This is a genomic window from Pseudomonas sp. S09G 359 (assembly GCF_002843605.1).
In the GTDB taxonomy this organism is placed as follows: domain Bacteria; phylum Pseudomonadota; class Gammaproteobacteria; order Pseudomonadales; family Pseudomonadaceae; genus Aquipseudomonas.
In genome coordinates this window covers 1,615,653-1,636,918 of record NZ_CP025263.1, presented here as the reverse complement: position 1 = coordinate 1,636,918, position 21,266 = coordinate 1,615,653, and the positions used below count along the sequence as shown (strand labels likewise).

The window sequence follows — 21,266 nt, the reverse complement described above, 5'->3', positions numbered from 1 at the left end:
CGCCCACGTTCAACTGGAGAAGCCCTATGCCTTCCATCCGTTTACCCGCCCTGCTCGCCGCCGCGTTCGCCGCCGTGCTGAGCTTCCAGACCCAGGCCGCCCCTAAAGAGCACTTCAGTGTGTGCTGGACCATTTACGCCGGCTGGATGCCGTGGGAGTACGCCGGCAGCCAAGGCATCCTCGACAAGTGGGCCAAGAAGTACGGCATCACCATCGACATGGTGCAGCTCAATGACTACGTCGAATCCATCAACCAATACACCGCCGGCCAGTTCGACGGCTGCACCATGACCAACATGGATGCCCTGACCATCCCCGCCGCCGGTGGCGTGGACAGCACTGCGCTGGTGGTCAGCGACTTCTCCAACGGCAACGATGGCGTGGTCATCAAAGGCACCGGCAAGACCGTGGCCGACCTCAAGGGCATGAACGTCAACCTGGTCGAACTCTCGGTGTCCCACTACCTGCTGGCCCGCGCGCTGGAGTCCGCCGACCTCAGCGAAAAAGACCTCAAGGTGGTCAACACCTCCGATGCCGACATCGCCGCCGCCTTCAACACCGACCAGGTGCAGGCCGTCACCACCTGGAACCCGATGCTCTCGGAGATCAAGGCCAAGCCCGGCGTCACCGAAGTGTTCGATTCGAGCAAAGTGCCCGGCGAGATCATGGACATGATGGTGGTCAACACCCAGACCCTCAAGGACAACCCCAAGCTGGGCAAAGCGCTTACCGGCGCCTGGTTCGAAGTGGTTGCCTTGATGAACGCCAAGGGCGCCGCCAGCACCGAGGCCCTGGAACATATGGCCAAGGCCTCCGGCACCGACCTCAAGGGCTTCCAGTCGCAACTGGACACCACCAAGCTGTTCGCCACGCCCCAGGAAGCCCTGGCCTTCGCCACCAGCGCGCAGTTGCCGGCCACCATGCGCAAGGTCGCCGAGTTCTCGTTTGAACACGGCCTGCTGGGCGAAGGTGCCAAGGACACCAGCGCCGTGGGCATGAGCTTCGCCAATGGCGTGACCAGCGGCGACACCGCCAACCTCAAGCTGCATTTCGACCCCAGCTACGTGCAGATGGCCGCCGACGGCAAGCTGTAAGAGGACCTGGCCATGCGCCTGATCAACCGTCACCCGGAACGCTCCAGCCGCCTGCTGTTGGTGCTGCTGCCGTTCGCGTTGCTGCTGTTCGCCTACTTCGTGGGCTCGGCCGAGCGCCTGGCAGACAACCCCAACGACAAGCTGCTGCCCAGCGCCATGCAAATGGGCGACGCCGTAAAGCGCCTGGCGTTCAGCGCCGACAGCCGTACCGGTGAATTCGTGCTGTGGCAAGACAGCGCGTCGAGCCTGCGCCGCCTGGCCATCGGCCTCGGTATCAGCGCCCTCGCCGGCCTGTGCCTGGGGATTGCCGCCGGCACACTGCCGCTGTTTGGCGCGCCGTTGTCACCGCTGCTGACGGTGCTGTCGATGGTGCCGCCGCTGGCGATCCTGCCGATTCTGTTCATCGTGTTCGGCCTTGGGGAATTGTCCAAGGTGATGCTGATCGTCATCGGCATCACCCCGGCCCTGGCGCGCGACCTGGAGCAGCGCGCACGGGAAATCCCGGTCGAGTTGCTGGTAAAGGCGCAGACCCTCGGTGCCTCCACCTGGACCCTGGTGTTGCGCGTGGTACTCCCGCAATTGCTGCCGCGCCTGCTGATCTCCCTGCGGCTGATGCTGGGCTCGGCGTGGTTGTTTTTGATTGCCGCCGAAGCCATCGCCTCCACCGACGGCCTGGGCTACCGGATTTTCCTGGTACGCCGCTACCTGGCGATGGACGTGATTGTGCCTTACGTGGTGTGGATCACGCTGCTCGCCTGGCTGATGGACTGGGGCCTCAAGGCCCTGACCCGACGTGCGTTCCCTTGGTACGAAGGAGCGCGGGCATGAGTTTTATCAGCGTCAATAATGTGTGGCAGCGCTATGGCGACCAAGTGGTGCTGGAGGGCCTCAACCTGCAGGTGGCCGAGGGTGAATTCTGCACGCTGGTGGGCACCTCCGGGTGTGGCAAGTCGACCTTCCTGCGCCTGTTGCTGGGCCAGGAAACCGCGAGCAAAGGCACGATCCTGCTCGACGGCCAACCGCTGGCCGCCGAGCCGGATGCCAGCCGTGGCGTGGTGTTCCAGCGCTACTCGGTATTCGCGCATTTGAGCGTGCTGGATAACGTCGTCCTCGGCCTTGAGCTGCCGCGCTCACGCCTGCTCGGCCGACTGTTTGGCCAGGCCAAAAAGGACGCCCGTGAACAGGCCGCCGCGTTGCTGCACAAAGTCGGCCTCGGCCATGCCCTTGGCAAGTACCCCGCGCAGCTCTCCGGCGGTATGCAACAGCGCCTGGCCATCGCCCAGGCCTTGATCATGCAGCCCCGCGTGTTGCTGCTGGATGAACCCTTCGGCGCCCTCGACCCGGGCATTCGCAAAGACATGCACCAGTTGCTGCTGGAGCTGTGGCGCGAAACCCGCCTGACGGTGTTCATGGTCACCCACGACCTGAGCGAAGGCTTCAGCCTCGGTACACGCCTGCTGGTATTCGACAAGGTTCGCGTCGACCCCCACGCCCCCGGTGCCTATGGCGCCCGCATTACCTACGACATCCCTTTGAACAGCGAGCGCCGCAAAGCGCTCGCCGCCGAACTTGGAGCCACTTCCAAATGACCGATTCCAGCCAACTGTTCCCGCCCTTCGCCGAAGAAATGCTGCCCGGCGGCGGCCACCGTTCGTTCGTGCTCAAGCGCGGCCAACTGCTGCGCCTCACCGACATCCGTGGCGGTGCGAATGTCAGCCTGACCCTGCTCAACGCCAACGAAAAAACCGAGCGCCTGAACCTGCCCGACAGCCTCAAATGCCAACACACCGCCAAGCTCACCCGTGGCCACTGCCTGTACTCGGACATGGGCCGCGTGCTGGCCGCGATCAGCGCCGACACCTGCGGCTGGAGTGACAGCATCGGCGGCGTGCTGTGCGCCGCCGAGGTCGCCGAAAAATACGGCCAGGGCCGCTATCAGGAACTGCGCAACGGCTTCTACCGCAACGGCACCGACAACCTGCTGGTGGAATTGGGCAAGTGGGGCCTGGGCCTGTCCGACCTGCTGATGACTCTCAACCTGTTCAGCCGAGCCAACGTCGATAACGACGGTGGTCTGCACTTTGTGCCCGGCAATTCCAAGGCCGGCGACTACATCGAACTCTACGCGCCGATGGACACCCTGGTGGTGCTCACCGCCCTGCAACACCCGATGGACCCCAACCCCGAGTACGCGCCGCAGCCGCTGAAACTCAGCTGGATGAACGCCGACAAAAGCGTCGCCGAACACTGCCGCACCTCGCGCCCGGAAAACGAGCGCGGCTTTATCAACACCGACCGTCTGTTCGCCTGAGGAGCTGCCATGTCTATCGCAACCAAACAACCGGACGCGGCCGTGTACCGCGCCACCATCCCCGCCGGCGAGCCGTGGCTGATGGAGGTCAAGGCCGGCCAGACCCTGCGCATCCTCGACCTGGAGGGCAACCAGGCGGTGGATACGCTGTTCTACAGCGCTGAGAACCCCAAGGAACGTTACGACGTGCAGCGCACTCTGCGCCGGCAGAACCGCGTGTACCTGGGCACCGGCAGCGTGCTGTATTCCAACCTCGGCCGGCCGCTGCTGACCATCGTCGACGACACCTGCGGCAACCACGACACCCTCGGCGGCGCCTGCGCCCAAGAGAGCAACACCGTGCGCTACGCCCTGGAAAAACGCTACATGCACAGCTGCCGCGACAACTACCTGCGCGCCTGTGCCCACGACGGCCGGCTGGGTAAAAGCGACATCGGGCCGAACATCAATTTCTTCATGAATGTACCGGTCACGGCCGACGGCGGGCTGACCTTCGAAGACGGCATCAGCGCCCCCGGCAAATACGTCGAACTGCGCGCGGAAATGGACGTGATCGTGTTGATCTCCAACTGCCCGCAGTTGAACAACCCGTGTAATGGCTACAACCCCACTCCGGCGGAGGTGTTGGTATGGAACTGAAAATGAAGCGGTTGCGTGAGTGGTTGTTCGCCCTGTGCCAGTCCCGCGCCGGGCAGTGCCTGCGAAAACGATGAAGATCAAATGTGGGAGGGGGCTTGCCCCCGATGGCGGCGGGTCAGTTACACATATTTTTACTGAACCACCGCTATCGGGGGCAAGCCCCCTCCCACAAGGGATCTCCATCAACTCCCGAGACTTGCGCCATGGACGACCCTGGCGTGTACCTCACTTTGCGGGACGACCCGCAGGGTTTTGCCATGTTTGAAAAACTGCTCATCGCCAACCGTGGCGCCATCGCCTGTCGCATCCTGCGTACCCTGCGCGAGCTTCAGGTCAAGGGCATCGCCGTGTACGCCGAAGCCGATGCCGCCAGCCTGCATATCCAACAAGCCGACGAGGCCTATAGCCTGGGGGAAGGCGCGGCGGCCGGTACTTACCTGGCAGTGGAAAAAATCCTCGCCATCGCCAAGGCCTGTGGCGCCAAGGCGATCCACCCCGGCTACGGCTTCCTGTCGGAAAACGCGGCCTTTGCCGAAGCCTGTGAAAACGCCGGTATCGCTTTTGTCGGGCCAACGCCTGAGCAGCTGCGCGTATTCGGCCTAAAGCACACCGCGCGGGCGTTGGCCAAGAGCCATCAGATCCCCTTGCTGGAAGGCACCGAGCTGCTCGACGGCCTCGATGCCGCCCTGCTCGCCGCCGACCGTGTGGGCTACCCGGTGATGCTCAAAAGCACCGCCGGCGGTGGCGGTATCGGCATGCGTGTGTGCCGCAACGCGGTGGAGTTAAGTGAGAGTTTCGAGGCGGTCAAGCGCCTGGGGCAGAACAACTTCAGTGATGCCGGTGTGTTTATCGAGAAATACATCGAGCATGCGCGTCACCTGGAAGTGCAGGTGTTCGGCGATGGCGCGGGAGCAGTCATCGCCCTCGGTGTGCGCGACTGTTCCGTACAGCGGCGCAACCAGAAAGTCCTCGAAGAAACCCCCGCGCCAAACCTGCCCGACGGCATGGCCGAGGCCCTGTGCGCGGCGGCGATCACCCTGGCCAAGGCGGTGAATTATCGCAGCGCCGGCACCGTGGAATTTATCTTCGACAGCACCGACGGCCGCTTCTATTTCCTCGAAGTGAACACGCGCCTGCAAGTGGAACACGGCGTGACCGAACAAGTGTGGGGCGTGGACCTGGTGCGCTGGATGGTGCAACTGGCAGCGGGGGAAATGCCACCGTTGCACAGCCTGGATTTGAAACCCCAGGGCCATGCGATTCAGGCCCGGTTGTATGCGGAGGATCCCGGCCGGGATTTCCAGCCCAGCCCTGGGCTGTTGACCCGCGTGGACTTCCCCCGCGCCGACGGCCTGCGCATCGACACCTGGGTGGAGGCCGGTTGTGAGATCCCACCGTACTTCGACCCGATGATCGCCAAGCTCATCACATGGGCGCCAACCCGCGAACAGGCGCGCCTGGATCTGCATCATGCCTTGAGTGGCAGCCAGCTCTACGGCGTGGAAACCAACCGCGATTACCTGCGCCAGATCCTCCTCGCGGCCCCTTTCGCCAGTGGCCGGCCGTGGACGCGTTGCCTGGAAGACCTGGTCTACGTCGCCGAGACGTTCGAAGTGCTCAGCGCCGGTACGCAAACCAGTGTGCAGGACTACCCCGGCCGCCTGGGTTACTGGGCCGTGGGTGTGCCGCCGTCGGGGCCGATGGACAGCCGCGCGCTGCGATTGGGCAATCGCCTGCTGGGCAATAACGAGGGTGCCGCCGCGCTGGAAATCACCATGAGTGGTCCACTGCTGCGCTTCAATTGTGCGGCGGTGGTCGCGGTGACCGGTGCACAGATCCCACTGCTGTTGAATGACCAGCCGGTGCCGATGAACACGGCGCTGCTAATCCCTGCCGGGGCCACATTGAGCCTGGGCACAATCGCGGGGGCAGGCGCACGCAGCTACCTTTGCCTGCGTGGCGGGCTGCAAGTGCCGGATTATCTGGGGAGCAAAAGTACCTTCACCCTCGGCCAGTTCGGTGGCCATGGTGGGCGGGCTTTGCGCGCCGGTGATGTGTTGCATTTGTTGCCCCTGGAAGACATGCGCGCAGGACAAGCAATGGTCGCCGAAGCGCTGGCGCAGACCCGCACCCTGCGCGTGATCTACGGTCCCCATGGCGCGCCGGAATACTTCAAGCCCGAGTACATCGACACCTTTTTCGCCACGCAGTGGGAAGTGCACTTCAACTCCAGCCGCACCGGCGTGCGGCTGATCGGGCCCAAGCCCGTGTGGGCGCGCACCGACGGCGGTGAAGCCGGGCTGCACCCGTCGAACATCCACGACAACCCCTATGCCATCGGCGCGGTGGATTTTACCGGGGATATGCCGGTGATCCTTGGCCCGGACGGGCCAAGCCTGGGCGGGTTCGTGTGCCCGGTCACAGTGATCGAGGCGGACCTGTGGCAGTTGGGGCAGCTCAAGGCCGGGGACAAACTCCGCTTCGAACCCATCGACCTCAAAACCGCCCGCGACCTGGCCCTGAAATGGGATCAAGTGGGGGAGCCGGGCTTGCCCGCGATGCAGGCGACGCGGTCCGACAGCCAGACCGAGGTGAGGCCATCGCGGGAGAGCCCACTCCCACATTTGACCGCGTCGCCTGTGGTATTGGACATCGGCCACGCCGACACCCGCCTGGTCGCGCGCCTCGCCGGCGACACCCACCTGCTGCTGGAAATCGGCGCCCCCGAGCTGGACCTGGTGCTGCGCTTTCGTGGCCACGCCCTGATGCAAGCCCTCGAAACCCGCGCGCTGCATGGGGTAATCGACCTGACCCCGGGCATCCGCTCGCTGCAGATCCACTACCAACCCGAGCAACTGCCCCTGGCCGACCTGCTGGCGCTGATCACCGACGACTGGGCCGCCGTGTGCGCCCGGCAAAACCTGCAAGTGCCGTCGCGCATTGTGCACTTGCCGCTGTCCTGGGATGACCCGGCGTGCCAGCTGGCCATCGACAAATACATGACCACCGTGCGCAAGGACGCGCCCTGGTGCCCGAGCAACCTGGAGTTCATTCGCCGTATCAACGACCTGGCCAACCTCGACGCAGTGCGCCACACGGTGTTCGATGCCAGCTACCTGGTGATGGGCCTGGGCGACGTCTACCTCGGCGCCCCGGTGGCCACGCCGCTGGACCCGCGCCATCGCCTGGTCACCACCAAATACAACCCGGCCCGCACCTGGACCGCCGAAAACTCGGTGGGCATTGGTGGCGCCTACCTCTGCGTGTATGGCATGGAAGGACCCGGCGGCTATCAATTCGTGGGGCGCACCTTGCAGATGTGGAACCGCTATCGGGACGTCGCCGCGTTTGAGGGCAAGCCGTGGTTGCTGCGCTTCTTCGACCAGATCCGGTTCTACCCGGTGAGCAGCGACGAGCTGCTGCAGATTCGTCGGGACTTCCCTCTGGGGCGCTTCGAACTGAACATCGAAGACAGCGTGCTGAACCTGGCGGACTACCAGGCCTTTCTGGCGCGGGAAGCCTCAGGCATCAACGCCTTCCGCGAGCACCAGCAGCACGCCTTCAACGCCGAGCGCGAACGCTGGATCGCCAGCGGCCAAGCGCACTTCGACAGCGAAGAGCTGGCGGCGCCACTGGGCGCAGACACGCCGCTGCAGGCCAACGAGTACAGCATCGACAGCCATATCGCCGGCAACCTCTGGCAGGTCCAGGTGGCCGCCGGTGAACGCGTGGCGGCGGGCGATGTGCTGGTGATTCTGGAGTCGATGAAAATGGAAATCCCAGTGCTGGCACCCTTTGCCGGCGTGGTGCGCGAGATTCCCGTGCAGCCGGGAAGCGGCATCGGCGCCGGGCAGCGGGTTGTGGTGCTGGAACGGGACTGACCGGCGCTGTATCGTGCAGGGACTTCCAAGGCCCTGCACGACCCATGACCACACCCACCCTTTGCCCTGCCTGCGGCGCCCGCAACGACTGCACCCTGGCCGACCCACGCACCGCAGGCCAGGCCTGCTGGTGCTACAGCGTCACCATCGACCCGGCGGTGCTTGAAGCGCTGCCGGATGCGCTGCGCAACAAGGCCTGCCTGTGCCCGCGTTGCGCCCAGGTGGACGAACAGTTGCGTAACCGCGATGCGCGTTGATCGTTTCCTCAGCAACCTGCCGCGTTTCAACCGTCAGCAAGTTCGCATGTTGTTGGTTGAGCGCCGGGTGACGGTCGACGGCGTGGCGGTCAGCGACCCGCACCATGAGGTGCGTGAGTTCAGCCGTGTATGCGTAGACGGTGACGTGCTGCAAGCCGGCAAACCGGCGCGGTATTTCATGCTGCACAAACCCCAGGGTTGCGTGAGCGCCACCTCGGACCCGCAACACCCGACCGTGCTGGACTTGCTGGATGAGCCGGATAAAGGCGAGCTGCATATCGCCGGCCGCCTGGATTTCAACACCACCGGGCTGATGCTGATCACCAACGATGGCCAGTGGTCGCGGCGCCTGACGCAACCGACCACCAAACTGCCCAAGGTCTATCGCGTGGAGACCGAACAGGAGATCGGCCCCGAGTACGCGGCGACCTTTGCCACGGGCCTGTATTTCGCGTTTGAAGACCTGACCACCCAACCGGCCGAGCTGCAACTGCTGGGCCCGCGCCTGGCGCGCTTGAGCATCATCGAAGGCCGCTATCACCAGGTGAAGCGCATGTTCGGGCACTTCAACAATAAGGTGCTCGGCTTGCACCGCGAACGCATGGGGCCGCTTGAGTTGGATTTGACGCTGGCGCCGGGTGAATACCGGGCACTGACCTACAACGAAATCCAACAGGTCTGACGACCGTTCGGCCGGTGATGGCAAAAACCCATTTCTGTCCCTTGCGACATCCCCAGTCTGTGCTTGAATCAAGCTCACCAGTTTAAATATGACTGGCGAGTCGCCTATAACCTCCAAGAAACACTTTGCCCCGCCCGCGCCTTATCCACGGGTCCTCCAGGCAAATTGCCCGCCATAACAACACCCGTCGGCCAGCCGTCATCGGACCGACATGGGCCTTCATCTTTCAGGCGTATGCCTACCTGTCACAAAGCTCGTGCAGAGTGATCTGCGCGCCCTACCCGCTTGCCAGGAGTCTTACGACATGAGGCCAGAAATCGCTGTGTTGGATATACAGGGTCAGTATCGGGTTTACACGGAGTTCTATCGCGCGGACGCTGCGGACAAGACCATCATCCTGGTCAATGGCTCCATGGCCACCACGGCCTCCTTCGCCCAGACCGTGAAAAGCCTGTACCCGCAATTCAACGTGGTTTTGTACGACCAGCCCTACGCCGGTCGCTCCAAAATCCATAACCGTCATGAGCAGATGCTCACGAAGGAAGTCGAAGGCCAGATCCTTCTGGAACTGATCGACCACTTCGCCGCCGAGCACGTGCTGTCATTTTCCTGGGGCGGCGCAGCCACCCTGGTCGCCCTGGCCCACCGCCCCCGCCGCGTGGAAAAGGCCGTGATCAGCTCGTTCTCCCCGGTGATCAACGCGCCGATGCGCGACTACCTCGAACGCGGCGTCGACTACCTCGGCAACCTCGACCGGGACCGCGTCGGCCACCTGGTCAACAGCACTATCGGCAAACACCTGCCGTCGCTGTTCAAGCGTTTCAACTACAAACACGTGAGCAGCCTGGCCGAGCACGAATACGGGCAGATGCACTTTCACATCAGCCAAGTGCTCAACAGCGACCGGCTGTGCTACCTCAAGGCCGCGCGCCAGATCGACGTGCCAGTGCTGTTCCTTAACGGCGAATGGGACGAATACACCAGCGCCCAGGATGCCCGGCAGTTCGGCCAATACGTGCCCAACAGCAGCTTCAGCACCATCCAGGCGACCGGGCATTTTCTGGATATGGAACACAAGGCGGCATGCCGGGACAGCAAAGAGGCAGTGGTGGGCTTTCTGAAACCGCAGCGCCAGGCCAGCCGATTGCGTTATCACCAAGGCCAGACACAGCATGCGTTTGCGATTTGAACCGCAGGCTTACTGTGGCGAGCAAGCTTGCTTGCGCTGGGGTGCGAAGCAGCCCCACTCATTCAGGAGCGCTTAGCACTCCAGCGCGAGCAAGCTCCCTCGCCAGACCTGCACATTTTTAGAAGAAAAACTTCAAATCCCGGCGAACATCTGGTACAAAGTCAGCCGCTCTGAGCGGGTATAGTTTAATGGTAGAACAGTAGCTTCCCAAGCTTCCGACGAGGGTTCGATTCCCTCTACCCGCTCCACTCAAATTTTGCTCCTGCGTCAGCTTGGTCGTGACGGGGGATGCATAAAAAAACCGGTCCTTGATGGCCGGTTTTTTTATGCGCGGGATTCAGGAAAAGCCTGCTAAAGCGCCCCACTTCAAATAATGAAGCGACCAAAAACCTGTACAAATTAATTTTTCTGTACAAGTATCAAGCTTCGAGCGGTGGCGTGTCGCCTCGCCCAATCGAAGAGCCAGGCCATGATCCGTCTACTGGTTTCACTGTTACTGGCATTGAGCTTGGCCAGTTGCAGCAATGTGCAGGTCGAGCACTACGCCGACCAGCAACCGCAGTTGGACCTCAAGCGCTTCTTCAGCAAGCCTGTGAAAGCCTGGGGCATCTTCCAGAAACGCTCGGGCGAGGTCGCCAAGCGCTTTGAGGTGACGATTGCCAGCCGGCAAGCAGGCGACGCGTTGATCCTCGACGAACGCTTCCTGTACAGCGACGGCACGCGCCAGCAACGCGTATGGACGCTGACGCCGGACGGCCCGGGACGCTGGCGCGGGCGGGCTGGGGATGTGGTGGGCGAGGCAATCGGCGAAGTGGCGGGGAATGCGCTGCGTTGGCGCTACCGACTCAACCTGCCGGTGGATGGCTCGGTGTACGAAGTCAGTTTTGACGACTGGATGTACCTGATGGATGAGGACACGATGATCAATCGTTCGAGCATGTCCAAGTTCGGCGTGGAGTGGGGCCAGGTCACGCTGTTCTTTCGTCGCCAATGAACGAGCCAAAGCGAGGTGATGCATGAATCTGCAAACGCTGACTGAGCTGGCCGAAAAAGGCGAGGTACGTGAACTGGAGTTGCTGTCGCTGGAAGGCGGTTTCTACCTGGCGCGCATCAACCTGGGCCACGGCCAGAAGACGCTGATGAATGATGCTGGCAAGCCATTGCGCATCGGCTCCACTACCCATCTGCGCGACCTGTTGCAGCGGGTGCCGCCGTTTCCCTGCGTGCTGGTGCAGCACTGCGTCCACGATGAAATGTGCGGCGTGCGAGAAGGGCCTATCGGTGCGTTACGCATTCCGTTTTCGTTGACGTCGAGCCTGTAAGGGGCTGTATATTTTGGTAGCGTCGCAAGATTAAAAAGCCACTCTCAGGCCTCGCCTTCGACTGCAAGATCTAGCAATAGGAAAACCCTTAAAAGCGTTTGAAACCGACGCGTGCTCGCAGCATTCTCCCCCACCTTGCTGTCAGTCATCCCTATTGCTAATCCGTATCCATGTGGATACAGTAAGTCTGTGTGAGGCCCTGTGAGCTATTCGATTCAGCAAACGCAAACCTTCACTCAATGGCATTCAGCCATACGCGACCTGCGAGCAAAGATCGCAGTGGGTCGACGTATTGAAAGAGCCAGCATGGGCAACCTGGGGGATTTCAAAACGCTCGGCGAAGGCATTTCAGAAATGCGGATAGATGTCGGCTTGGGTTACCGGGTTTACTTCACCCTACGCGGCAGAAAGATCGTCTTATTGCTGGCAGGCGGCGACAAATCCTCGCAAGACGCCGATATCCGACGAGCAAGAAAATTAGCAAAGGAGATCTGATCATGGTTCAAACATTAACCACATTTGACATGGCCGAGTTGCTCGACAGTGACGAGGCCATCAGCGAATACCTTTCTCAGGTTTTGGCCGACGGCGACAATGAGGAGTTTCTCCGGGCGCTCGGTTATGTGGCCAAAGCCCGAGGGATGACAAAGCTCGCCACCGATACAGGCATGGGCCGTGAAAGTCTTTACAAGGCATTTTCTCCGGGTGCAAAGCCTCGTTTTGAAACAGTGCTCAAGGTACTTCACTCCCTCGGCATTGATCTATTTGCCCGGGCAGGTCATGTCGCGAACCAGTCAATTATCTAAGCGTGCAACTCCGCTCCACCACCCACGCCAACGGCAACGTCACCAACAACACCCCCGCCAACACCATCATCGCCACCGGCACGCCCAGCGCATCTCCCACCCCACCAAACACCACCGGTGCCAACGCGCCGCCGCCAATCGTGCCGGTGTAGAACAGCGCAAACGCCTGCTCGCGCTTGCCCGCTCCAGCCAGGTCCGGCACGGCGCCGTACAGCACCGAGGAGGTGCCATTCAGCGCCAAACCCAACACCGGCAGCATCACCATCAACCCGGTGAGGGGCAGGTACACCGCCGCGACGATCAGCAGTGCGGTGCTGGTTTCGGTGATCCAGACGGTTTTCATCATGCCGATGCGAGCACCCAGGTAGCCGCAGAGCAGTTTGCCGAATGCGCCGCCGATAAACAGCAGGGTCAAGGCCAGGCCGATGCCGGCAGTACCCGCGCCTTTGGCCTGGAGCAAAAAGGGCAGGAAGGTGAGGAAGCCCATGCGCACCGCACTGTCGAGGGTGCCGGTAAGAATCAGGGCGCGCAGGCCGGTGGCGGAGCCGTTTCCACTGCGGGGCTTGGCCTTTTTTGTCAAAGCGGATTCAGATGATTGCGTAGGAATTAACCACCACAGCAGCCCCGCCGCTGCCAGGCCGAGCAGCCCCAGCAGCGTGGCGCTGGCCCGCCAGCTGATCACGCTGAGCAGCAGTCCGACCAGGCCGGGAATCAGGGTTTTGCCGATGTCGCCCGAGAAGTTGTATTGGGACAACGCCTGCTTGACCCCACCTCCGTCCTCATAGGCATCGGTGATCATCGAGGACGCCAGCGGGTGTTGGGTGCTGGCGCCTAGGCCGCCGAGCAGCAGTGCTATCAGCAACAGGCTCAGCCCGGTCGCCTGCCCCACCAACAGGTACGCAACACCGGCCAGCGCAGTACCGCCGACCAGCATCGGCGTGCGGCCCCAACGCCGGGCGGCGCGGCTGGCCAGCAGTTGGAACACGGCCATCATCCCGGAATAGGCACCCCGTAAAAGGCCGATCTGGGCGTAGGACAAGCCGAACTGAGCCTGCCAGATAGGCAGCAACACATAGATCACATCGGTAAGGCCATCATGCACTGCATGGGCGCTGCAACCGGCGAACAAGGCGCGCCGGCGTGTGGGGATTTCAGGCGTAGGCACAGCGACAGTGTCGTTCATGGTGTAGGAACCAACTCAGGCTTGGGGGATTTCCAGCCGGTCAAGGCGATCAACAGGGTCAGCAATTGGAAACCGATAATCAGCATCACGCAGCCGGCCCAACCCCAGCGCTCCCAGATCAGCGCCGGGACGACAGCCCCGCAACTGCCACCCAAGTAGTAGCAGGTGAGATAAACCCCCACCGCGCCCGCCTTGTTGTCGCCAGCATTGGCCGTGGTGAAAGCATTGGCGGCCGCCTGGGCCAGGAACACGCCGGTAGAACTCAGCGCCAGGCCCGCCACGATGCACCACAGGGACGGCAGCAACGTCAGGGCCGAGCCGCTCACGCCGAGCACGGCGGCGACGGTTAGCAATTCGGCATGCGGTCGGGCTTTGCTGAGCCGACCAGCGATCGGAATCACGACCAAGGCCAACAGGAACACCATGTAAAGCGTACCCAAGGCGGCAGGCCCGAGGTTGAACGGCGGTAGGCCAAGGTAAAGACCTGCGTAGGTAAACGCCGCGACCTGGGAAAACAACACGCAAAAACCTACGGCGTACGCGGCCAGCAGCGGTTTGCGGAAAATGCCCGATGAAGGCGCTTCGATCTGCACCGCGCGTGGTCGATTGGCCGGCAACAGGAACTGGATAAACCCACCGACCATCAAGCTCAATACCGCCAGCAGCTCAAAGGCTTCGCGCCAGCCGACATACTCGGTCATAACCCCAGTGACAAAGCGTCCGGCGAAACCGCCCAGCACCGTGCCCGCGACATACAGGCTGGTCACCTCGGTGACCGTGCCACCCCGCCAGCGATCGCCGATATAGGCCACGCTGGTGGCAAACACCGCGGGTATCAACATGCCTTCAACGAACCGCCACGCCAGCACTTCGGCAAAGCTGGTGGCATAAGCGGTCATCAGGGCCGGCACCGCCAGCAGCAGCGCAGCCACGCTAATCACTGTGCGCTGCTGGAAACGCCCGGTAACGCGACTGACAAACGGCGCGGTGATCGCCACGGCCAGGGTGGTGACGGTGATGCTCCAACCTGCATCCTTCGCGCTGATCTGAAACTGCGCCGCAAACGTCTGCAGAATGCTCTGGGTCGCATACAGGTTAAGAAACGCCGCACAGCCACACAGGAACAGGGCAAGGCGGGCACAATGCAGGCGCAGTTTCATGAAACCTCTCGTCTTATTTTGAAAGGTCTTTATAGAATGGCCGATGGGTCGTGAACCAATACCGATTTGCGACCGATCAATACCCAAGGACCAGGATGCTCGACCTACGCAAGCTGCGTTACTTTCTGACGGTCGCCGAAGAACTGCACTTCGGCCGTGCCGCCCTGCGCCTGCACCTGGCCCAGCCCCCCTTGACCCGGCAAATTTCCGCGCTGGAAGCAGAGTTGGGTTTCAAGCTGTTCGATCGCACCAGCCGCACCGTGACCCTCACCGCCCAGGGTCGGGCGTTTTTGCCCTACGCCCGTGGGGTGCTGGAGCAGGTGGAGCTGGCGCAGGTGATCGCCGGCAAGCTGGCCGCCGGAACCGCCGGGCAACTGGCACTGGGGTATGTCAGTTCGATTGCCCTGTCGGACCTGTTCAGCCAAGCAATCCAGGCCTTCGCCCAGCGCTTTCCCGATGTGCAGTTGACCCTGGTGGAATGCGCCTCCGGCAGCCTCGGCGCGCAGGTCGCGGATGGGCGCCTGGATATCGGCCTGAGCCGGCTGTTACCGCAAGACGATGAGGTAAAGGCCTTGTCGCTGGGTGAGGAGAGACTCGTGGCCGCGCTGTCCAGCGACAGCCCGCTGGCGCGCCAGGCTGAGGTGAACCTGGCGCAGTTGAGCGCCTACCCCTTGATCCTGTTTCCCGCCGACTACGGCTCGGGGCTCAACCGCTCCATCGAGCAGCTGTACCGCCACCACGGCGTACCCTTAAGGCCTGGGCCGACCGGTCGGCAGATCACTTCGATCATCGCGCTGGTGGCGGCCGGGCAAGGCGTAGCGTTGGTGCCCGCGTGCACCCGGAGCTTGATGAACAAGGGTGTTACGTACCGGCCGCTGGTGGAGGTGGATGCGTGTGCGCAGTTGTTGGTGCTGACCCCGGCGCGACGCCACAGCGCATTGGTTGACGCCTTTCTCGCCGTTATTGGCGACGTGTTACACCCCCGTTAACGCATTCGCAAAACCTCGCAATACCTCTTCCGGGCAGCGTTCCTGCTCAGTCATACACTCCATTTAACGCCTACCGAAATGCCGACCATCGGCCATTGGTAGGTAGAGTGTTGATAAAATAATTTCAGTGGTTATAGTCACCACCAACACACACCACAAGGAGGTGATGTGGATAGCCGATATTTGATTGGACATATCGTTGCGGACGGCTGGTACCTGGTGCGCATCAGGGGCAGCCACCACCACTTCAAGCACCCGACAAAACCGGGGCTGGTGACGATCCCCCATCCAAGGAAAGACCTGTTGGACAAGACCGCCAAGAGCATTTTGAAACAGGCTCTGCTGAGTTAATCGTCCGTGGAGGACAACATACATGCTGTACCCCATCGCAATTTCAACCGGTGACCAAGACCATGCCTGGGGCGTGGAAGTCCCTGATATTCCTGGCTGCTATTCGGCAGGCGACGACCTGGATGACGCCATGGCCATGGCCCGTGAAGCCATCGAAGGGCACTTCGAGATTCTCGCTGAGGACGGTGCGCCGATTCCCAGCGCCCAGAAGGTCACCCTGCATGCGGCTAACCCACAGTTCGCCGGGTGCACTTGGGCGGTAGTCGACATTGATGTCACCAAATACCTTGGCAAGGCGCAGAAGCTCAACATCACCTTGCCAGGCTATCTGCTCAATCGCATTGATGAATATGTGCTGCACCATCCCGAGGAAAAAAGCCGTTCAGGTTTTCTCGCCTCGGCAGCGCTCAAAGTTCTGCAAAAAGAGCACTGATCTTCTCAAATTCAACCGCAAGAAACGCAGTTTCCGGTGGCGCGGGCTGCCGTAGAGTGCAACAACACCCGCCCACCCAGGAGCCCGCTCATGCCCAACGAATACAAACTCATGCCCTCCCCGGTCGGCGTACTCACCCTGGTAGCCCGTAATGGCAAGCTCGGCGCCATCCTGTGGGAAACCGAGCGCGCCAACCGCGTACGCCTGGGTGAATTGGTCGAGGCCAACCACAGCCCGGTGCTGCTGGAAACCGAACGCCAGTTGCGGGAGTACTTCGACGGCACGCGCAACAGATTCGAACTGGAACTGGACTTCGCCGGCACCGACTTCCAAAAGCAGGTATGGCAGGCGTTGCTGACCATCCCCTTTGGCGAAACCCGCAGCTACAGCCAAATCGCCCAACAGATCGGCAACCCCAAAGCCGTGCGGGCGGTGGGTGCGGCCAATGGCCGAAATCCCATCTCGATCATTGCACCGTGCCATCGCGTCATTGGCGCTTCGGGCGGACTGACCGGGTTTGCCGGTGGGCTGGCGGCCAAGCAGTATTTGCTGGCGCTGGAAGGCCCTGACCAGGCCGAACTGGGGTTTTAGCAGACAAGCTAATTGTAAAAAGAAATTTCAGCGCGCTGCTGCGGTCCATCATTTCATCACCCACCTATTTAGGAAGACGGTCATGAAATTCTCCGCAATCTCGCAAGCCCTGTCGCGCTGGGCAGGTAGCCCTCGCACGTTCTATGCAGCGGTGGCGTTGATTCTGGTATGGAGCCTGAGCGGGCCGTATTTCCACTACAACGACACCTGGCAACTGATCATCAACACTTCGACCACCATCATCACCTTCCTGATGGTGTTCCTGATCCAGAACACGCAAAACCGCGACAACGACATTCTGCATATCAAGATCGATGAGCTGCTGCGCGTCTCCAAGGATGCGCAGAATGCGGTATTGAGCCTGGACGGCCTGGACCGCAAAGAACTGGAAAAACTGCGCCAGGAATACCGCAGCATCGGCAACACGGGCACCGTCAGTTTGAACAGCAGTTGCGGCGCAGCTGCCGACGACGCGGCGCAGACCAAGACGGATTTGAACCAGGCATAAAAAAACGGCGGTTGGAGAAGATCCAACCGCCGTTTTAGCGATCAAGTAGCGGACTCAACCGTCGCCTTGATGGCCTTTGCCGTAGGTCGACGCCAGCGCGCGGGCTTTTTGCAGGCGCTCTTCCAATTTGGGCAGCGTCTCATCCACCAGCGCTTTTATTTCCGGCACATCCGACGCCGCGCCTTCCCGTTTGAACAGGGCGATGGCGTCTTCATTTTCCTTGACCTGCTGCGCGGTGTAGGCGGCGTCGAACGAGTCGCCGTCCTTGAGCTCGGGCATCAAGGTTTCGGCCTTGTCGACGATCTTCTCGCGCGGCGCCACGGGCAGGTCGAGCTTCTTGGCGATGGCCGCCAGGTGCTGGTTGGCCAGGGTGCGCTCGTTGATCACCTCGATGGTGTAGTCCTTGATTTCCTGGGACGAGGTCTTGGCGTGGGCCATGCGACTGGTTTCGATATCGGCCATGCCTTTAGCCGAAGCCTGCTCGATGAATTCAGCTGGCGACTGGGCGAAAGCATTGCTGGCGCCGAGGCCCAGCAGCATCGCGAAACTGGCGGTGCGTAACCGGATAGCCATGCGGCTCATGATGGGTTCCTCCAGGGCAAAAATAGATGCGGGGAATACACCCCGCCCTGAATTCGAATTTTATGCGCGGCAAAGGTTTAGAAAAAACTCGCCAGTGCGACGAACGGTCATAACCGCGCCAAGACAGACGGCAAGAAGCTAGAGGTTTTCTCCTGTGCAACATGGAGGCAAATAACCATAGCAAGCAGGCTGTGTGGCTAGCAGCCTGTATGGCAAGCGGCCTTTGTGGCGAGCGGGCTGTGTGGCGAGCGGGCTTGCCCGCGTTGGGGCGCGAAGCGGCCCTGAAATCTGCGCAGGTGATTCTACTGGGAAAATGCGCTGGTCTTTTGGGGGCCGCTACGCAGCCCAACGCGGGCAAGCCCGCTCGCCACACAGCTCGCTCACCACACAGGCTGCTCGCCATAGAGCCCGCTTGCCACAAGTGCAGGCTCGCGTTTACAACAGCTCCCGCAATTTCCCTATCAACCACTGCAGCCCCGAATCCCCGCCCCGCCGTGTGTGCCAGGCCAGTTCAAAGGCGAACGCGGGGATATGAAACGGTGGCGGCACGGTCATCAGAGGCTCTTGATCGATAGCCTGCAAGCCTCGGGACGACACCGTCAGAATCAGGTCGGTGCCTTGGATCAACTGCGGCGCCACACCCCAGTGCGGCAGGCTGATTGCCACATGCCGGCGCTCGCGGATCGCGGTCAGCGCGCGCTCGATTTCCGGGGTACCGCTGCCGCGCATTTCCAGCAACACATGCGGGCGCGACACGTACGTGGGCAGATCCAGCACGCCGCTGTCCGGCAGGCTGCTGCGGTCCACCAGGCATGTGTAGTGCTCTTCGAATAATGGCGTAGTACGCAGCTCGGCGGGCATGTCAGGGAAAACGCCGGCGGCCAGGTCGAGGTCACCATTAAGCACGCCGTCCACCATGCCTTCGCGGCTGGCCTGGACGATTTGCAGGTCGATGCCTGGCGCGTCACGGCGCAGGGTACGCACCAAGCCGGGTAGGAATATCGCCGCGCTGTAGTCCGACATCGCCACACGAAACCGGCGCTTGGCCAATGCCGGGTCAAACCGATTCGGCGCCAGCAGTGCCTGCACCTGGGCCAGCGCTTCGGCCAGCGGTGCCGCCAGCTCCAGGGCGCGGGCGGTCGGCACCAATGTGCCGCCCTGGCGCACCAGCAACGGGTCACCGAGCAAATCCCTTAGCCGCGCCAACGCGTGACTCACCGCCGGCTGGCTCAGGTGCAAACGCTCGGCCGCGCGGGTGACGTGCTGCTCGCTGAGCAAGGCGTCGAGGATCACCAGCAGGTTAAGGTCGATCCGGCGCAGATCATTCATCAGCTGCATGCTCGGCATAATAATTCGGAATTTAAATTTGCTCGACGAATAGCCTAGAGTCCAGCAAAACCTCTGGGAGATTCAAAATGACCACGTTGCAGTGGCTGGGTGTGTTAGCACTGGCCGTGATCGCCGGCGCGGTGGTGCCGTTTCAAAGTGCAATCAATGCCAACCTCGGGCGCGGGCTCGGCCACCCGTTGTGGGCCACCCTGGCGTCGCTGTTAGTGAGCATTATCGTGCTGCTGCCAGTGATCATTGCACTGCGCTTGCCGTTGCCGAGCCTGGCGTTTATAGCTAAAGCGCCGCTGTGGATGTGGGCCGGTGGCGCCTTCGGTGTGTGTTTTATTTCCCTGGCGCTGATGTTGCTGCCCAAGCTGGGCGCGTCGGGGTTTATTGCCTTGGCCATGGCCGGGCAGATCCTTGCGTCGCTGCTGCTCGACCACTTTGGGCTGTTCGGTTTAGTCGAGCGTCAACTGACAACGCCCCGGGTGCTTGGGGCGTTGTTGTTAATTGGTGGTGTGGTTTTGATCCAGTTCAGCGCCACACCGGCCCGTGCGTTGGCAACCGCAGGGTGATCAGCCCTTGTCCAACGTGCGCAGTTTTTGCGGCAGGCCCCATAGCAGCAAAGCCGCCGCCAACAACGCACAGACGCCGATCACATACAGCGCCGGGGTGGTGCTGCCGGTAAGGTCCTTGATCCGCCCGACCATCACCGGGCTAACGATGCCACCGAACTGGCCGAGGGTGTTGATCACCGCAATCCCGCCCGCCGCGCCTGCACCGGCGCCGGCCAACAGCTTCGGTGGCAGGGTCCAGAAGGTCGGGATCGACGCGATGATGCCCGCGCCCAACATGCCCAGGGCAATGATCAGGAAGGTGGTGTGGTCGGCAAAAATCCCGGCGCTGAAGAAGCCCACCGCCCCCAGCACCACCAGGCCGCAGACAAACTTGCGACGCTCGCCGGTAGCGTCCGACAGACGCCCGATCACCACCATGCTGATCGCGCCGCACACATAGGGGATCGCCGTGAGCAGGCCGATCATCACCGGGCTTTGGGTGCCGGCGCTGCGGATCAATTGCGGCGCCCAGAAGTTGAGGCCATAGGACGCCACCTGGATCAGGAAGTAGATAAACCCGAGCATCAAAAAGCCAGGAATGCGGATCGCCGACAACAGCGAACCACCGTGCTGGTTCGGCTCATGCTTGGCGATGCGGCTGGACAACAAGGCCTTTTCCGCCGACGTCAGCCAATACGCGTCTTCAATGCGGTCCTTGAGCAAGGTCAGCACCAGGAAACCCAGGCCGATACACGGCAAGCCGCCCAGCAGGAACAGCCAGTGCCAGCCGCGCATCTGCAGCACGCCGTCGAGGTGTTCCAGCACCAGGCCGGAGAACGGCGCACCGACCAAACCGGCGAAGGCCGACGCCAAGAACAGCATCGACGTGATGCGCCCACGGAAGTGTTGCGGGAACCACAAGGTCAGGTAATACAGCACGCCCGGCGCAAAACCCGCCTCCATCGCACCGATGATGAAACGCAGGCCATAAAACTGCCATTCGGCGGTAACAAACACCATGGCCGCCGTGGCCAGGCCCCACGACATCATGATCCGCGCGATCCAACGGCGGGCACCGACCTTGTACAACATCATGTTGCTCGGCACTTCGAAGATCACATAGCCCACCACAAACAACCCGGCGCCCAGGCCGTAGGCGGTATCGCTCAGGCTCAGGTCGGCTTGCAGCTGGAACTTGGCAAAGCTGATGTTGATGCGGTCAAAAAACGCAAACAGGTAGCACACCATAATCAGCGGCATCAGGCGCCAGGCGACCTTGCTGACCAGGGCTTTTTCGGCATCGATCTCAGCGGCCGGGCGCGCGCCGGCCTCTAACGTATTAGTGCTCATGGTTTCTCTCCAGCGGGCTGCTCACAGGCGCCCGATTGTTTTTGTTGTCTGG

The 21,266-nt window shown here is 61.9% G+C and carries 24 protein-coding genes and 1 tRNA gene; 20 read left to right on the top strand and 5 right to left on the bottom strand.

The features are described 5' to 3' along the window. The first annotated feature begins 26 nt into the window (after positions 1 to 26). The 14 genes from CXQ82_RS07405 (at position 27) to CXQ82_RS07340 (ending at position 12,181) form a co-directional block, all read left to right on the top strand. A complete protein-coding gene (locus CXQ82_RS07405) occupies positions 27 to 1,094 on the top strand; it encodes a putative urea ABC transporter substrate-binding protein (RefSeq protein WP_101267539.1) in 1,068 nt (355 codons plus the stop codon). A gap of 12 nt (positions 1,095 to 1,106) precedes the next feature. Next, positions 1,107 to 1,922, top strand: a complete 816-nt coding sequence (locus tag CXQ82_RS07400; protein WP_101267538.1) for an ABC transporter permease — start codon at positions 1,107 to 1,109, stop codon at positions 1,920 to 1,922. Continuing rightward, the gene (locus tag CXQ82_RS07395; protein ID WP_101267537.1) at positions 1,919 to 2,683 is read left to right on the top strand and encodes an ABC transporter ATP-binding protein; all 765 of its coding nucleotides are present in this window, start codon (positions 1,919 to 1,921) and stop codon (positions 2,681 to 2,683) included. The genes CXQ82_RS07400 and CXQ82_RS07395 overlap by 4 nt, the downstream gene beginning before the upstream one ends. Further along, positions 2,680 to 3,405 (top strand): urea amidolyase associated protein UAAP1, encoded by a 726-nt coding sequence (locus tag CXQ82_RS07390; protein WP_101267535.1) that lies wholly within the window; start codon positions 2,680 to 2,682, stop codon positions 3,403 to 3,405. The genes CXQ82_RS07395 and CXQ82_RS07390 overlap by 4 nt, the downstream gene beginning before the upstream one ends. Before the next feature lie 9 nt (positions 3,406 to 3,414). Beyond that, entirely contained in the window at positions 3,415 to 4,044 is a 630-nt protein-coding gene (locus tag CXQ82_RS07385) for an urea amidolyase associated protein UAAP2 (protein WP_101267533.1), read from the top strand. Between the two features lie 257 nt (positions 4,045 to 4,301). Beyond that, the gene (uca, locus tag CXQ82_RS07380) at positions 4,302 to 7,925 is read left to right on the top strand and encodes an urea carboxylase (protein ID WP_101273732.1); all 3,624 of its coding nucleotides are present in this window, start codon (positions 4,302 to 4,304) and stop codon (positions 7,923 to 7,925) included. A 44-nt stretch (positions 7,926 to 7,969) separates the two neighbouring features. After that, on the top strand, positions 7,970 to 8,182 hold the full coding sequence (locus tag CXQ82_RS07375) for a cysteine-rich CWC family protein (protein ID WP_101267532.1): 213 nt from the start codon (positions 7,970 to 7,972) through the stop codon (positions 8,180 to 8,182). Further along, positions 8,172 to 8,864: a pseudouridine synthase gene (locus CXQ82_RS07370; protein ID WP_101267530.1), complete on the top strand. Its 693-nt coding sequence runs from the start codon at positions 8,172 to 8,174 to the stop codon at positions 8,862 to 8,864. Before CXQ82_RS07375 ends, CXQ82_RS07370 begins: the two co-directional genes overlap by 11 nt. Before the next feature lie 304 nt (positions 8,865 to 9,168). Beyond that, a complete protein-coding gene (locus tag CXQ82_RS07365; RefSeq protein WP_101267528.1) occupies positions 9,169 to 10,053 on the top strand; it encodes an alpha/beta fold hydrolase in 885 nt (294 codons plus the stop codon). A 174-nt stretch (positions 10,054 to 10,227) separates the two neighbouring features. Continuing rightward, positions 10,228 to 10,301, top strand: a tRNA-Gly gene (locus CXQ82_RS07360). Positions 10,302 to 10,522: 221 nt separating this feature from the next. Then, positions 10,523 to 11,047, top strand: a complete 525-nt coding sequence (locus CXQ82_RS07355; RefSeq protein ID WP_101267526.1) for a DUF3833 domain-containing protein — start codon at positions 10,523 to 10,525, stop codon at positions 11,045 to 11,047. Positions 11,048 to 11,069: 22 nt separating this feature from the next. Next, positions 11,070 to 11,375 (top strand): DUF6482 family protein, encoded by a 306-nt coding sequence (locus CXQ82_RS07350; protein WP_101267525.1) that lies wholly within the window; start codon positions 11,070 to 11,072, stop codon positions 11,373 to 11,375. 201 nt (positions 11,376 to 11,576) lie between these two features. After that, the gene (locus CXQ82_RS07345) at positions 11,577 to 11,870 is read left to right on the top strand and encodes a type II toxin-antitoxin system RelE/ParE family toxin (protein WP_101267523.1); all 294 of its coding nucleotides are present in this window, start codon (positions 11,577 to 11,579) and stop codon (positions 11,868 to 11,870) included. 2 nt (positions 11,871 to 11,872) lie between these two features. Next, on the top strand, positions 11,873 to 12,181 hold the full coding sequence (locus CXQ82_RS07340) for an addiction module antidote protein (RefSeq protein WP_101267521.1): 309 nt from the start codon (positions 11,873 to 11,875) through the stop codon (positions 12,179 to 12,181). On the opposite strand, the gene CXQ82_RS07335 is transcribed toward CXQ82_RS07340, so the two are convergent. Both CXQ82_RS07335 and CXQ82_RS07330 read right to left on the bottom strand, forming a co-directional pair. Continuing rightward, a complete protein-coding gene (locus tag CXQ82_RS07335) occupies positions 12,174 to 13,364 on the bottom strand; it encodes an MFS transporter (protein WP_101267519.1) in 1,191 nt (396 codons plus the stop codon). The two genes, CXQ82_RS07340 and CXQ82_RS07335, sit on opposite strands and share 8 nt — an antisense overlap. Beyond that, a complete protein-coding gene (locus tag CXQ82_RS07330; RefSeq protein WP_101267517.1) occupies positions 13,361 to 14,524 on the bottom strand; it encodes an MFS transporter in 1,164 nt (387 codons plus the stop codon). Before CXQ82_RS07330 ends, CXQ82_RS07335 begins: the two co-directional genes overlap by 4 nt. A gap of 95 nt (positions 14,525 to 14,619) precedes the next feature. Between CXQ82_RS07330 and CXQ82_RS07325 the strand changes: the two genes are divergently transcribed. The 5 genes from CXQ82_RS07325 (at position 14,620) to CXQ82_RS07305 (ending at position 17,396) form a co-directional block, all read left to right on the top strand. After that, positions 14,620 to 15,513 carry a LysR family transcriptional regulator gene (locus tag CXQ82_RS07325; protein ID WP_101267515.1) on the top strand — a complete coding sequence of 298 codons (894 nt, stop codon included), beginning with the start codon at positions 14,620 to 14,622 and terminating at the stop codon, positions 15,511 to 15,513. Between the two features lie 168 nt (positions 15,514 to 15,681). Continuing rightward, positions 15,682 to 15,864: a type II toxin-antitoxin system HicA family toxin gene (locus CXQ82_RS07320; protein ID WP_101267513.1), complete on the top strand. Its 183-nt coding sequence runs from the start codon at positions 15,682 to 15,684 to the stop codon at positions 15,862 to 15,864. A 22-nt stretch (positions 15,865 to 15,886) separates the two neighbouring features. Next, complete coding sequence (locus tag CXQ82_RS07315; protein WP_101267511.1) at positions 15,887 to 16,297, top strand: type II toxin-antitoxin system HicB family antitoxin; 411 nt, start codon at positions 15,887 to 15,889, stop codon at positions 16,295 to 16,297. A gap of 90 nt (positions 16,298 to 16,387) precedes the next feature. Then, positions 16,388 to 16,888 carry a methylated-DNA--[protein]-cysteine S-methyltransferase gene (locus CXQ82_RS07310; protein ID WP_101267509.1) on the top strand — a complete coding sequence of 167 codons (501 nt, stop codon included), beginning with the start codon at positions 16,388 to 16,390 and terminating at the stop codon, positions 16,886 to 16,888. 82 nt (positions 16,889 to 16,970) lie between these two features. Continuing rightward, complete coding sequence (locus CXQ82_RS07305; RefSeq protein ID WP_101267507.1) at positions 16,971 to 17,396, top strand: low affinity iron permease family protein; 426 nt, start codon at positions 16,971 to 16,973, stop codon at positions 17,394 to 17,396. Between the two features lie 54 nt (positions 17,397 to 17,450). On the opposite strand, the gene CXQ82_RS07300 is transcribed toward CXQ82_RS07305, so the two are convergent. Together CXQ82_RS07300 and CXQ82_RS07295 are read right to left on the bottom strand one after the other, a co-directional pair. Continuing rightward, positions 17,451 to 17,978: a DUF4142 domain-containing protein gene (locus CXQ82_RS07300; RefSeq protein ID WP_027604356.1), complete on the bottom strand. Its 528-nt coding sequence runs from the start codon at positions 17,976 to 17,978 to the stop codon at positions 17,451 to 17,453. 435 nt (positions 17,979 to 18,413) lie between these two features. Next, positions 18,414 to 19,325 (bottom strand): LysR family transcriptional regulator, encoded by a 912-nt coding sequence (locus CXQ82_RS07295; protein WP_101267505.1) that lies wholly within the window; start codon positions 19,323 to 19,325, stop codon positions 18,414 to 18,416. Between the two features lie 68 nt (positions 19,326 to 19,393). Here CXQ82_RS07295 and CXQ82_RS07290 point away from each other — a divergent pair, with 68 nt between their 5' ends. Continuing rightward, positions 19,394 to 19,882: a DMT family transporter gene (locus tag CXQ82_RS07290; protein WP_101267503.1), complete on the top strand. Its 489-nt coding sequence runs from the start codon at positions 19,394 to 19,396 to the stop codon at positions 19,880 to 19,882. Here the strand turns inward: CXQ82_RS07290 and CXQ82_RS07285 are convergent, their stop codons facing one another. After that, on the bottom strand, positions 19,883 to 21,214 hold the full coding sequence (locus CXQ82_RS07285) for an MFS transporter (protein ID WP_101267501.1): 1,332 nt from the start codon (positions 21,212 to 21,214) through the stop codon (positions 19,883 to 19,885). It lies immediately after the preceding gene. Positions 21,215 to 21,266 lie beyond the last annotated feature (52 nt).

Bases quoted from the DNA above. Each gene is read 5' to 3' on its own strand.
- CXQ82_RS07405 (WP_101267539.1), top strand. From the start codon at position 27: ATGCCTTCCATCCGTTTACCCGCCCTGCTCGCCGCCGCGTTCGCCGCC.
- CXQ82_RS07400 (WP_101267538.1), top strand. From the start codon at position 1,107: ATGCGCCTGATCAACCGTCACCCGGAACGCTCCAGCCGCCTGCTGTTG.
- CXQ82_RS07395 (WP_101267537.1), top strand. From the start codon at position 1,919: ATGAGTTTTATCAGCGTCAATAATGTGTGGCAGCGCTATGGCGACCAA.
- CXQ82_RS07390 (WP_101267535.1), top strand. From the start codon at position 2,680: ATGACCGATTCCAGCCAACTGTTCCCGCCCTTCGCCGAAGAAATGCTG.
- CXQ82_RS07385 (WP_101267533.1), top strand. From the start codon at position 3,415: ATGTCTATCGCAACCAAACAACCGGACGCGGCCGTGTACCGCGCCACC.
- uca (WP_101273732.1), top strand. From the start codon at position 4,302: ATGTTTGAAAAACTGCTCATCGCCAACCGTGGCGCCATCGCCTGTCGC.
- CXQ82_RS07375 (WP_101267532.1), top strand. From the start codon at position 7,970: ATGACCACACCCACCCTTTGCCCTGCCTGCGGCGCCCGCAACGACTGC.
- CXQ82_RS07370 (WP_101267530.1), top strand. From the start codon at position 8,172: ATGCGCGTTGATCGTTTCCTCAGCAACCTGCCGCGTTTCAACCGTCAG.
- CXQ82_RS07365 (WP_101267528.1), top strand. From the start codon at position 9,169: ATGAGGCCAGAAATCGCTGTGTTGGATATACAGGGTCAGTATCGGGTT.
- CXQ82_RS07355 (WP_101267526.1), top strand. From the start codon at position 10,523: ATGATCCGTCTACTGGTTTCACTGTTACTGGCATTGAGCTTGGCCAGT.
- CXQ82_RS07350 (WP_101267525.1), top strand. From the start codon at position 11,070: ATGAATCTGCAAACGCTGACTGAGCTGGCCGAAAAAGGCGAGGTACGT.
- CXQ82_RS07340 (WP_101267521.1), top strand. From the start codon at position 11,873: ATGGTTCAAACATTAACCACATTTGACATGGCCGAGTTGCTCGACAGT.
- CXQ82_RS07335 (WP_101267519.1), bottom strand. From the start codon at position 13,364: ATGAACGACACTGTCGCTGTGCCTACGCCTGAAATCCCCACACGCCGG.
- CXQ82_RS07330 (WP_101267517.1), bottom strand. From the start codon at position 14,524: ATGAAACTGCGCCTGCATTGTGCCCGCCTTGCCCTGTTCCTGTGTGGC.
- CXQ82_RS07325 (WP_101267515.1), top strand. From the start codon at position 14,620: ATGCTCGACCTACGCAAGCTGCGTTACTTTCTGACGGTCGCCGAAGAA.
- CXQ82_RS07315 (WP_101267511.1), top strand. From the start codon at position 15,887: ATGCTGTACCCCATCGCAATTTCAACCGGTGACCAAGACCATGCCTGG.
- CXQ82_RS07310 (WP_101267509.1), top strand. From the start codon at position 16,388: ATGCCCAACGAATACAAACTCATGCCCTCCCCGGTCGGCGTACTCACC.
- CXQ82_RS07305 (WP_101267507.1), top strand. From the start codon at position 16,971: ATGAAATTCTCCGCAATCTCGCAAGCCCTGTCGCGCTGGGCAGGTAGC.
- CXQ82_RS07300 (WP_027604356.1), bottom strand. From the start codon at position 17,978: ATGAGCCGCATGGCTATCCGGTTACGCACCGCCAGTTTCGCGATGCTG.
- CXQ82_RS07295 (WP_101267505.1), bottom strand. From the start codon at position 19,325: ATGCCGAGCATGCAGCTGATGAATGATCTGCGCCGGATCGACCTTAAC.
- CXQ82_RS07290 (WP_101267503.1), top strand. From the start codon at position 19,394: ATGACCACGTTGCAGTGGCTGGGTGTGTTAGCACTGGCCGTGATCGCC.
- CXQ82_RS07285 (WP_101267501.1), bottom strand. From the start codon at position 21,214: ATGAGCACTAATACGTTAGAGGCCGGCGCGCGCCCGGCCGCTGAGATC.